The 11984-nt window shown below is 36.1% G+C and carries 10 protein-coding genes; all 10 read left to right on the top strand.

All coding sequences use genetic code 11. The annotated features are described in order from the left end of the window. Positions 1-17: 17 nt before the first annotated feature. The 10 genes from WC614_03585 (at position 18) to WC614_03540 (ending at position 11929) form a co-directional block, all read left to right on the top strand. On the top strand, positions 18-1253 hold the full coding sequence (locus tag WC614_03585; protein MFA5032083.1) for an ABC transporter substrate-binding protein: 1236 nt from the start codon (positions 18-20) through the stop codon (positions 1251-1253). After that, the gene (locus WC614_03580) at positions 1250-1879 is read left to right on the top strand and encodes a hypothetical protein (GenBank protein MFA5032082.1); all 630 of its coding nucleotides are present in this window, start codon (positions 1250-1252) and stop codon (positions 1877-1879) included. The genes WC614_03585 and WC614_03580 overlap by 4 nt, the downstream gene beginning before the upstream one ends. Positions 1880-1885: 6 nt before the next feature. After that, positions 1886-2935, top strand: coding sequence for an iron ABC transporter permease (locus WC614_03575; protein MFA5032081.1), 1050 nt, complete (start codon positions 1886-1888; stop codon positions 2933-2935). Further along, positions 2932-3705: an ABC transporter ATP-binding protein gene (locus WC614_03570; GenBank protein ID MFA5032080.1), complete on the top strand. Its 774-nt coding sequence runs from the start codon at positions 2932-2934 to the stop codon at positions 3703-3705. The genes WC614_03575 and WC614_03570 overlap by 4 nt, the downstream gene beginning before the upstream one ends. A 40-nt stretch (positions 3706-3745) precedes the next feature. Further along, the gene (locus WC614_03565; GenBank protein MFA5032079.1) at positions 3746-5011 is read left to right on the top strand and encodes an LUD domain-containing protein; all 1266 of its coding nucleotides are present in this window, start codon (positions 3746-3748) and stop codon (positions 5009-5011) included. Between the two features lie 2 nt (positions 5012-5013). Continuing rightward, positions 5014-5709 (top strand): (Fe-S)-binding protein, encoded by a 696-nt coding sequence (locus WC614_03560; GenBank protein MFA5032078.1) that lies wholly within the window; start codon positions 5014-5016, stop codon positions 5707-5709. An 83-nt stretch (positions 5710-5792) separates the two neighbouring features. Further along, positions 5793-6803 (top strand): porin, encoded by a 1011-nt coding sequence (locus WC614_03555; protein MFA5032077.1) that lies wholly within the window; start codon positions 5793-5795, stop codon positions 6801-6803. A gap of 186 nt (positions 6804-6989) precedes the next feature. Then, complete coding sequence (locus tag WC614_03550; protein ID MFA5032076.1) at positions 6990-9170, top strand: T9SS type A sorting domain-containing protein; 2181 nt, start codon at positions 6990-6992, stop codon at positions 9168-9170. 355 nt (positions 9171-9525) lie between these two features. After that, a complete protein-coding gene (locus WC614_03545; protein ID MFA5032075.1) occupies positions 9526-10461 on the top strand; it encodes an FAD:protein FMN transferase in 936 nt (311 codons plus the stop codon). A gap of 52 nt (positions 10462-10513) precedes the next feature. Next, the gene (locus tag WC614_03540) at positions 10514-11929 is read left to right on the top strand and encodes a T9SS type A sorting domain-containing protein (GenBank protein MFA5032074.1); all 1416 of its coding nucleotides are present in this window, start codon (positions 10514-10516) and stop codon (positions 11927-11929) included. Positions 11930-11984 lie beyond the last annotated feature (55 nt).

The following is an 11984-nucleotide window of genomic DNA, read 5'->3' as shown; positions in this document are numbered from 1 at the left end:
GAACGTCAGATAAAAAAATGAACAATTGGGTATTTAGAAATTTAAGAATTTTTTCGTCATTCGGGTTTGGGTATTTGGATTTACTCTTAGTTACTATAGTCCTTTTATGTTCTACAGGAACAATTAAAGCTCAGAAACTAAAAAGTGATTCAAACATAGTAACTGTCACTGATATAGCAGGAAGAACCGTATCTTTCAAACAACCAATAAAACGAATTGTATTAATTTTTGGCAAAGAAATTTATGATTTGTCCTCACTGCTTGGAGATGAAATAGAAGATAAACTTGTAGGATGGGGACCGGCTTTAAAGACATCAGATAACGGTGCTTATATAAAATTTATTGAAAGGTTTCCTCGTTTGCAAAAAACATCTTTTTTAGGGAGTTATCATAACGGGACATTAACTATGGAACAACTTTTAGCATTAAAACCAGATTTAGTTATTACTGGGTCTGGACCTCGGAATACTATAGAACAGATAGAAAAGACAAAATTACCTTATCTTGTCCTTGGTCTTGGTGACTTGTTCAAAGGAAAAGTTCAAAATTTAGGCATTGCCCATAAAAGTTTACTTATTTTAGGCAAAGTTTTAGGTAAAGAACAAAAAGCGAAAGAAATAACAGATTTTGTGGATTCTCATATGGATACAATTTTTTCCCGTCTTTCAAGAATTAAATCGCCAGTACCATCAGTATATCTTGAAAATGCGACTTCGGCGGAAGTTTACGGAGGCACGGAAGTTTATAGATATGGAAACGCTGGCGGTTTTGACAAATTGTCATATTGGAGCACAATGTTGGAACAAGTCAGATGTAATAATATTGCCGCAAATACAAGCAGTGAAGATAAGTCATATTTTGCTTATATGGGACAGATAAACCCGGAATATCTATTGAAAGCAGACCCGGATGTAATTATCCTCGTAGGTACTAGTGGTTTTTTAAATTTCCCTACTTCAATAAGGGTCGGTTATGATGTTAGCAAATCAGAAGCATTATCAAGCTTGGAAGCTTTCACCAAGCGTCCAGGGTGGGAAAATCTTAAGGCGGTTAAAAATTGCCGTGTATATGCTCTATCCTTTGAATTTCTAACCCATAGTATGGGATTTGTGGGGTTAGAACAAATCGCAAAGTGGCTTTACCCCAACGAATTCAAAGATATTGACCCGGAAGAAGATTTACGGGAATTTCATAAGCGCTTTATGCCGATAGAATATAGCGGTGTATGGATGATAGGATTGGAGGACAAATGATAAAACAAAATATAGGATTTTTTGAATCATGTTCCAGAGAAGTAGATGACACGGGAACAAAATTAATATTTCGTCCCCGTGTAGAACTTTTAGCTGAAAAATTCAATAAATTATATGATGTAGCATCAAAAGCAAATATCCCGTTTCTTTTTACTATCTGTTGTGGAGTAAGAATGTTGGAGAAAAATATTCTGTCTGATATTCTTTTTATCCCTATGTGCCCAAAAGATGATAAATGGACTAAATATGTTAAAGATTACCGGCAATTTTACATACAGAAAAATGCCACTAATGGTCTTAAAGAAAAAGACCTTAAAAAAAATGACTACTTTGACACTTTTAAGCATAACAGTAATGCAGTTAAACTGGTAAAAATGCTCAATGTCTCCGAATGGATTGTCTTTGGAAACTCCCTTGGAATTTCTTCTAATTTCTGTGTAAACAATTCCATTCTATCTCTTATCAGAATGGGACAAAAGGTAACTCTTCTTACTGATGTTTTAATAAGGTCGGCTAAAGGATATGATAATACTGGGACGGAAAAAAATTACAGCGACCTTATGAACGAGTTTAAGGAGCTCGGAGTTTCTATGACTACATTGGAAGAGTTTTTGAAGTCATTGTAAATTATTATGAAACCTATTGTTAAATCAGAACAGGTCTACGAAAAAATAACCCGTAAGAAAATCTTTTTCATCATTCTGGCAGTTCTTTCAATCGTTCTTTTATTTTTAACCGATATTATGACCGGACCTGCTATGCTTCCTATGAAAGATGTAGTCATAGCTATTTTACAACCTAAAAATGCGACAGATTTTGTCCACACCATAGTATGGACATTTCGGTTACCGATTGCGATTATGGCGCTATTAATTGGTTCTACACTTGCTATAGCAGGAGCAGAAATGCAAACCATTTTAAATAATCCGCTTGCCAGCCCATATACTTTAGGAATTTCATCAGCGGCAAGTTTTGGCGCTGCTATCGCCATAATTTTAGGCATCGGTAAATTACCTTTAATTGGGCAAGTAGGTATAAGTTTCAGCGCCTTTATCTTTGCGCTACTTGCTATGTTATGTATTTACGGGATAGCTAAATTTAGAAAAGGCACGACTCAAATTTTAATTCTCACGGGTGTTGCCCTTTCTTTTTTATTTAATTCTGCTGTTGCCTTTATGCAATATATTGCTTCGGAAGAACAACTACAATCCATAGTATTCTGGATGTTTGGCAGCTTACAGGGAGCCACCTGGCAAAAATTGGGAATTATTTCTACTGTAATGGTTGTAGGCATTCCTTTTTTCATTATAAACGCATGGAAGCTAACTGCTTTGAGACTTGGCGATATCCGCGCACAAAGTTTGGGAATTAATGTTCAGTCACTTCGCCTTAACAGCCTGGTTTTTGTTTCAATTTTAACTGCTACGGCAGTATGTTTTACCGGAACAATAGCTTTTATAGGTCTGGTAGGTCCTCATCTTGCGAGGTTTTTAGTCGGTGAAGACCAGCGGTTTTTTCTTCCTATGTCAGGATTACTTGGAGCTATATTACTTTCAGTGGCATCCATACTCAGTAAGCTTATAATTCATGGCGGTATGTTGCCAATAGGAATTACAACTTCGCTTTTCGGTGTCCCGTTCTTTATTATTATGATATTATCTAAAAAAAGGGAGTACTGGTGATTATAGAAATAAGAAACCTATCTTTTGCTTACCATTCAAAGCCTGTCCTGTCAGATATAAATATCAAACTGGTTCCGGGGATAACGGCAATCTTGGGACCAAACGCCTCAGGAAAATCTACGTTAATCAAATGCTTATTCGGCATACTCAAATCGAGAGGGGAAATATTATTTGATAATAAACATATATCTGCGTTTCATCGTAATGACCTCTCAAAAATAATCAGTTACTTGCCCCAGGAATCTCCCGTAAGTGCCGTATTAACTGTATTTGAAGCAGTTCTTATAGGCAGGATACATCAATTAGGATGGAAGATTAGCCGGGATGATGTAGAATTTGTAAACCAGCTTCTGAAAGAAGTGGGACTTACTGATATAGCTGAAAGGATGCTTAATGAGCTTAGCGGCGGGCAAAGACAAATGGTATTCATTACACAAACCATCGCTAAAAATCCACAATTACTACTTATGGATGAACCGACTTCAAATCTGGATTTACAGCACCAATTCCAGATTTGCGAATGGATAAAATCTTTGACTGTTTCACGAGATATGTGCACGGTTATAGCTTTACACGATATTAATATCGCAGCCAGATTTGCCGACAGAATTTGTGTTTTAAAAGAAGGTAAAGTCTTTGCACAAGGAGACCCCGCTTCAGTAATAACATCAAAAATGATTGCTTCTCTTTATAACATTGAAGCATCCGTTAAGTTGGATGAATTTGACAAACCTTTAGTTACACCTCTGCGCGCGATTAAAAGCAAATGAAATTATTGACAACTATATAATAAAAAGATAATTTTTCAAAATGAGCAAAAAGATAAATGATAAAACCGGAAAGACAAATAATAAATTAAACATAAAAAGGTCATCGTCTTTTAAAATTCTGGATGAGAGAACAAGATCGCAATTAAAGGCTTCTGTTGAAATCTACCAAAAACGATTTAGGGAGCTTATCTCTGTGCCTGATATGGAAAAGATTAAGGGAAATGCTTCAAAAATAAGGGAAGAAGACTTAAAAAGAGCTCCCGAATTGTGGGACTCTGCAATATCAAGACTTAAAGGAAATGGAGTTGATATACATTATGCCAATAACAATAAAGAAGCAATAAGAATTCTTAACGGGTTACTTCGGGACAAAAATCATATTGTAAAATCAAAATCTAATTTACTTAACGAAATAGGACTTCAAAATATCTCAGGCAAGAAAATCGTTGAAACCGATATCGGAGATTGGCTTGTTCAAGAAATGGGTACAGTTCGTATTCACCCTAATGCTCCCGCAATGGGACTAACGCTAAAAGAAATATCTGTTTTTTTGAGAAAAAAGTATAAACTAAAAATCAAAGAAACAGCTGAAGTAATAACAAAAGAGATTTCCAAAATAATACGAAATGAAATATTTTGTGCAGAAGTAGGGCTAACCGGGGCAAACTTTGTGACCTCCGAAGGACATATTGTAATAGTTGAAAACGAGGGAAATATTTCACTCGTAACAAGAGTCCCAAAAATTCATATCGCTGTGGTAGCTTATCATAGGATAGTTGAAACTTTAGAAAAAGCAGTTTATTTATCAAAGTGTCTTTCAATGTTTGGCACAGGTAAACGCTCAACGGCTTATATTAATATAATTTCCTCGCCAAGTTACACGACTGACATCGAAAAAAGGGTAATCCATAATGCGCAGGGCGCAGAGGAAGTGCACCTTGTAATTGTTGATAATAATAGGAGTAACCTGCTAAAAAATGATAAATTAAGACAGGCATTGAATTGTATAGGTTGCGGAGCATGTATGCTGCATTGCCCGGTTTCTAAAGTTGCCGGTCCGAATTTTGGAGGAAGTTACCAAGGGGGAATTGGTATAGTTTTTTCTCATTCTATCTGTAAGGAAAATGTTAATATTGCTAATGGTCTCTTTGCTTGTTTAAATTGCGAAATGTGCGAGGAAATATGTCCTGTCGGTGCCAAAATTGGCAGTAATATAAGAAATATACGCGGGGTTACAAAATCAAAAATAGGACAAAATGTTTTGAAAAAAATTCTAAAAAACAGGCAATATTCATATAATAAATAATTATGAAAAAAATATTATTATTTCCCGGTTGTATTTACAAGAATGATTTGCCGGATTTACTGCAGAAATATCTTTCTCTACTGACAAATATAGGAGTTAATATTAATCTATTTGAAGACTCAATTTGCTGTGGTTATGTATTCAGAATTCTTGGGAGAACCGAACTCTTCAGGGAAAATGCAGATAAATTAGTCAAAAAGATAAATTCCTTAAATCCTGATACGATTATAAATCTATGCCCAACTTGTAACAGACACTTTGAAAAACACTTAAAACGGGATTGTGGGTTAAATACAAACATAGAAACATATCATATTTCTAAGTTCTTACTGCAATATGAACAACTTATTCTCCCGGCACAAAAGAAAAAAGGAATAATCGCTTATCAGGACTCTTGTTATCTTGGGAGAAGAAGCGGAGATTACGATTCCCCCCGTCAACTGATAAGAAAGCTTGGCTATGAATTGCGGGACGGGGAAAAATCAAGAGAGTTTTCCGTTTGCTGCGGATATTCAGGGCTCGTACCGGTTTATCACCCTGAAATATCAAGTATAACGGGAACATCTAAAATGGACTATTTTAAAAGCTCGGGCGTAGATTATGTCGTAACAAATTGTCCAAGATGCTATATCGGCTTAAAGAAAAACAATACAACAAAACTTAAAGTATTGGATTTTATCGAACTATTCTCTAAGTAATAAAAATACAGCGTTTCCCTTATTGACAAAACAACAAAAATAAACAACTATACCTGTATATATAATATTATTGAGAAGGCTTTATGAGATTGGGAATAAACATTCTAGTATTTATATTTTTTAGTTCTTATGCAAATTGCGAGGACAACGTAATCTCCGAAAAATCTAAGATGACGTTTGCAGGTTTGGTTCATATACAGTACCTCACTTCTAATATAAAAGATATAGGTTATAATAATACTTTTACTCTAAAAAGAGCAGAACTTGGGGCTGATTTCAAAAATACAATACTTCATGGAAACATTCAGGTAAATTTTGGTCAGGGAGTATTACAACTTAAAGACGGATATGGAGATTTACAATTTTCGCCTACCATTAATCTTAAATTAGGACAATATAAGAAACCTTTTAGTCTTCTTGCTCTTACAGGAGATTCAAAGGATATGTTCATAGAAAAAGGAAATAATACAATAGGAGCTGATAAAACCGGGATGTTTGATTACGCCTCGACTTTAAAATATTCGGGAAGAGATGTTGGAGCTATGGTTTATGGACAGATCCGAACAATAGACTATGCAATTGGCGTTTTTAATGGTAACGGGGACAATAAGAAATACGACGAAGACTCAGGGAAACAATGCGTAGGAAGGATAGTGCTAAAACCAATAAAAGACGTTGGCGTTGGAATAAGCGCTTCTAATCTATATAAAGATAAAGAGACGTATCAGGCATTTAACGTTGACGTGGAGTATAAAAAAGGAGATTTTTGGTTCCAGGGAGAAACTGATTATGGAAATAATTATATTATAAGTGATACAACTTATTTTATGGGCATAGGACTAATTTTAGGAAAATGGATAAAAGTAAATCTTGGACATATATATTCTCTTTTTCCTGCCTTAAGGTTTGATTATACGTTTTCAGATAAAGATGACGGTGAGACAGCTAATATGCTTGTAACACCCGGTATAAATATTAATTTTGATGAGCACAGTTATCATAGGTTAATGTTAAATCTGGATGTAAATCAACCATTGAAAGAAAATACCGATATTCAACTTGGATTTAAAATGCAGTTGCAAATACTTATATGATTTACTTGGTTTTAAAAATACAGTGTTTCCCTTATTGACAAAAGCATTAATATATAAAAAATATAGCATTATTCAAAGAGAACAGTCCTTTTTGAATAAGGAGGGATATTAAGAGTAATTATTTATAGTGATTTTATTTATAGCATCACATCAAATAGAAGAGACATTTTTAACAAGGAGGGCTTTATGAAAAAGGTTGTATTAGGAGTGGCTGCATTGTGTTTGCCACTTATGTTGTTTGGTGGAAAAATGACAAATTTTTCCAATAAAGACACTGCCGCTGTATGGGAAAGAGTTATAAACGGCGTTCTTGACGGCGATACTACGGCCGTATATTTTGGAGGAGAAGAAAGACATAAACCGACTTTTGCCGATTTGGATAATGACAATGATTTGGATATGTTTGTAGGTGGATGGGATGGCATTATCAGATATTTTGAAAACATTGGAACTGCTACAAGTCCAAAGTTTACTTTCGTTACGGATTTCTTTGATAGTATTTATATAAGGTTGCCGGATCCTGCTAATGCAAATATAAGAGGATATTCTAAGCCAACCTTTATTGATTTAGATAATGATAATGATTTAGACTTAGTCTGTGGTGATTTTATCGGTAAAACTCTTTTTTATAAAAATGTAGGAACTATTAGTGCTCCACATTTTACTTTTGTAGATACTCTTCACTGGGGCTGGTTAAGACATCCTTGCAATTCTCTTGCCGACATAGATAATGACGGAGATTTAGATTTAGCTATCGGCGAAGAAAATGGCGGAAAACTTCATTTCTTTGAAAATGTATATGGCGCCAGTGATTCCGCTATATGGACACATATCGGTGATTCTACGGTATTTAAACATATTACAGAAACTTATGTTCCTGATTCCGGAATGACACAGGTGGACCCTGCTTTTATTGACATAGATGATGACAATGATTTGGATTTATTTATCGGAAACGTTAATGGACATTTACTCTTCTGGAGAAATACAGGAACAATAGATTCTGCCGCGTGGACTTTTGTCAGCAGTTTTTATGACAGCATTACTTCTCTTGACAGGTCAGGTCCTGGATTTGCAGATATTGACGGTGACGGAGATTTTGACCTTTTTATGGGTTCGAGAGATGGTTTAATGAGATTTTATGAAAATACAGGAACTGCAGATTCTGCGGATTTCACTCTTGTAACAGACCAGTTTAATTATCTTGACTTTGGAGGGTTTAGTGCTCCTGCATTTGCAGACATAGATAAAGACGGCAAAATTGATATGTATATCGGGAATGGATTTACAAGCGATGGGAAAATTCGTAAATTAAAGAATGTAGGATTGGATAACTGGGAATATGAAACACGAAATTATAGTAAGGTTAAAACGGGTGATGATACAACAATGATAGTTGATTCTTTCCATCTTAGTCTTGGAATGTTAGATAGTATTAACCCTGGAACTTATTCGGCACCGGTATTTGTAGATATTGCCGATACTGCTACACATAAAGAGGAATTAATTGTAGGCAACGTTGATGGTGTATTATATCTTTATACGAACATGGGAACAGGGGCAACTCCTGTATGGACATTAGTATCTTCAAATTATTCTTCTATAGATGTGGGTAAACATTCCAAACCTACATTTTTTGATATTGATAAGGATGGCGATTATGACTTGTTTGTCGGGAATGATTCCGGGAAAATATACTTCTATAGAAACGATGGCTCTGCTAACATTCCGACTTTCACTTTTGTTACGGATAATTACTTAAATACCTTATTGCCCGGCTATGCTGCGCCAACATTCGGGGATTTGGATTTAGACGGACATACTGACTTGCTCGTAGGAGTTGGATATGGAACCGGTGTGGACAGCGCAACCGGAGGTTGCATATATCACTATAGAAATATTGGCGATTCAGCAGTCGCAAATTGGACACTTGTAAGCACAAAATATAACAATATTGATGTCGGAAAAAATGCTACGCCCGTGCTGGTAGATATTGATAAAGACGGAGATTTAGACTTATTTGTAGGAGAAGGAGACGGCGGAATAAACTTCTGGAGAAACACTATCCGGGTTGGAGCCGAAGAACAATCCTCTATTGTAACAGGTAATACAAAATTGAATATTATCAAGAATCCTTCTTCAAAAATGATTCAACTCTCCTACTCTTTAGCCAATAGAAGTAACGTGTCCCTACGCCTTTACGACTTGTCCGGACGTTGTGTCAAAACCCTGTTTAGCAACCAGGAAAAACAGGCAGGAACTTATACGACTCATTTAGAGAATGAAAAGCTATCTTCGGGCACTTATTTTGCGAGATTAAGCTTCGGGACAGAGAACATAGTAAAGAAATTTGTTTTAATGAAATAACTTGAATTTTCGCAATAAAAGAGCCGCAGAAATGCGGCTCTTTTATTTTCTATATATCCAAAATATGATTAGAAATTTCCTACACACAAAAACATTATTTATAAAATCCATTTTTATTACCCTACTCCCATTGATAATTGCATTGATGCCAGCAATATTTATTCTTGCTCTAATAGTTCTTGTATATAGTATTTCCAGAGAGAGATTTGAAATATAAGGATTTACCCTAAAAAATGATTGCTTGTTTTTACTTTATGTATATAACCTTTCCTATTGTTTACTTCCTACTACGAAGTAATAATTTTAAAATATCTGTTGCAAAGTTGCAAAACAAGTATCATACTTAATTTTAACTATGAAAAAAAAGATGGGGGGGATAACATTTTCCCTTATATTAGCGCTCACAGTAGTATTATTATTTCACACCAAAAAATATACAGAAACACGGTCTATGATGGACACACCGTGGGAAATAACAGTCTTTTCAAGGGGCTACCCACATAAAGCATTTAATTCTGCATTTCAAGCCATACATAACATCGACAGCCTTGCATATTTTGGAGGCACAGGTGATATCGGGCGATTAAATCGCGGAGAAAAATTAACTCTATCCAAAGACATACTTGAAATTATAAAACAGGGAATATATGTCGGAAAGTTGACAGACGGTGCCTTCGACATAACAATCAGGCCTGTTATGGAATTATGGAAAGATTTCAAAAAAATAAACAAAGCTCCTGCACAGGAAAAAGTCAACAAATTATTGCCTTTAGTAAATTATAAAAACTTAATAATTAATAACTCTACGGTAGAGTTCGCACAAAAAGGAATGAAAATTGATTTGTCCGGTATTGCCAAAGGCTATGCTATTGACCTTGCAGTAGAGAAATTAAAGACTGCAGGCATAAGAACAGGAATGATACGCGCAGGCGGACAAATAACGGTATTTGGAAATAAGATATGGAAAATAGGAATACAAAATCCACGTAAATCGGGAGTCTTTAAAGTTCTGGAATTAAAAAACTGCGCAGTAGCAACATCCGGTGATTATGAGAGATTTTTTATGACCGGTAATGTACGGCATCACCACATTATGAATCCAAAAACAGGTTTTTCCATAACAGACTGCATATCAACAACCATTATCACGGACAAAGGTGTTTTTGCAGATGCACTGTCAACAGGAGTCTTCGTCCTTGGTCCGGAAAAGGGAATGGCATTGTTAGATTCCTTGAAAATACACGGTATAATAGTAACCCCGGATATGAGATTTTTAGATAACAATTTATGAAATATATATTTATTGAAGTTTTCTTACCGTCCGTAATTTATTAGGAGGCATTATGAATATGTTTTCAATAATAGCTTGCTTTTTGATAAATACTCCTAAAGTTAACAATGAAGTCTGGGCTTGGGGATACAACAAAAAGGGAGAAATTGGAGACAGCACTACTACGGACCGTTGGCAACCTGTCAAAATAAATATTCAAAGCAATATTACTGCAATCTCGGCAGGACAGGAACACTCGCTTGCAATAAAATCCGACAGTACCATATTAGCGTGGGGCTGGAACACCAACGGACAACTCGGAGACGGAACTAACGCCAACCGCTGGCAGCCTGTCCAGACAAATATCCTGACTAATGTTGATGCAATCACGGGAGCAAGTATGCAAACACTTGCATTAAAATCTAACGGAACCGTATGGGGTTGGGGATATAATACCGAAGGACAACTTGGAGATGGGACTACCGATGACCGCTGGCAGCCTGTTCAGACCAATTCCATGACAAATGTTATTGCAATTGCAGGAGGAGGATTACATTCACTCGCATTAAAGTCCGACAGCACCGTATGGGCATGGGGATTGAACGACTGTGGACAACTCGGCATCGGAGGCGATGATGCAGACCCGCATCCCACACCGGAAAAAATAAATACCCTGACTAATATCCTTGCAATCGCAGGAGGAGAGCTACATTCACTTGCTTTAAAGTCTGACAGCACCGTATGGGCATGGGGATATAACGGTAACGGGCAACTTGGAGATAGCACTACTAACAAGCGTTCGCAACCTGTACGGACAAATATTCTGACCGGCGTTATTGCAATTGCGGGAGGGGGCTCACATTCACTCGCATTAAAATCTGACGGGACAGTATGGGCTTGGGGATGCAATTCCGGCGGACAACTTGGAGATAGCACTACTACCCAGCATTTACAACCCGTACAAACAAACATTTTAACCGGCATTACTGCAATTGCAGCAGGGAAAAGCCATTCACTTGCGTTAAAATCCGACGGAACCGTATGGGCATGGGGAGAAAACAGCAAGGGACAACTCGGTGTTAATGATACTGTTGACCATTGGCAGCCTGTCCGGACAAATATTTTAACCGATGTTACTGCAATCACAGGCAGAGGAGACCATTCGCTTGCAATAAAAAATTCTGCAGGAATTGAGAACAGGGAAACAGTCGCTTCTTTTTATTTAAATATTTCCACGGTAATATGCAAAAATAGTTTTTATGTTAAATACGGAATACAGAAATCAAAAACGAATGGCGAATTTTCTGTTAGCCTTAAATTATATGACATATCGGGGAAGGTTAAAAAGGTTTTGTTTGAAGATAATTCCCTGTGCGGCAAATACAACATAAATATAAATTTGAGTGATTTTTCATCCGGTGTTTATTTCTTAAGGTTAGATGCCGGCACCCGTTATATTACAAAAAAATTGGCAATTATTAAAAATTAAATCGCAGTGACAATGGAAAAATTGACAAGTATTTCTTAATTTATATATAATATGA

The organism is bacterium (genome assembly GCA_041649255.1).
In the GTDB taxonomy this organism is placed as follows: domain Bacteria; phylum Hydrothermota; class UBA3073; order JACQXS01; family JAQTXJ01; genus JAQTXJ01.
This window is presented reverse-complemented; position numbering and strand designations above follow the sequence as displayed.

Bases quoted from the DNA above. Each gene is read 5' to 3' on its own strand.
- WC614_03540 (MFA5032074.1), top strand. From the start codon at position 10,514: ATGAATATGTTTTCAATAATAGCTTGCTTTTTGATAAATACTCCTAAA.
- WC614_03585 (MFA5032083.1), top strand. From the start codon at position 18: ATGAACAATTGGGTATTTAGAAATTTAAGAATTTTTTCGTCATTCGGG.
- WC614_03580 (MFA5032082.1), top strand. From the start codon at position 1,250: ATGATAAAACAAAATATAGGATTTTTTGAATCATGTTCCAGAGAAGTA.
- WC614_03575 (MFA5032081.1), top strand. From the start codon at position 1,886: ATGAAACCTATTGTTAAATCAGAACAGGTCTACGAAAAAATAACCCGT.
- WC614_03565 (MFA5032079.1), top strand. From the start codon at position 3,746: ATGAGCAAAAAGATAAATGATAAAACCGGAAAGACAAATAATAAATTA.
- WC614_03555 (MFA5032077.1), top strand. From the start codon at position 5,793: ATGAGATTGGGAATAAACATTCTAGTATTTATATTTTTTAGTTCTTAT.
- WC614_03550 (MFA5032076.1), top strand. From the start codon at position 6,990: ATGAAAAAGGTTGTATTAGGAGTGGCTGCATTGTGTTTGCCACTTATG.
- WC614_03560 (MFA5032078.1), top strand. From the start codon at position 5,014: ATGAAAAAAATATTATTATTTCCCGGTTGTATTTACAAGAATGATTTG.
- WC614_03545 (MFA5032075.1), top strand. From the start codon at position 9,526: ATGAAAAAAAAGATGGGGGGGATAACATTTTCCCTTATATTAGCGCTC.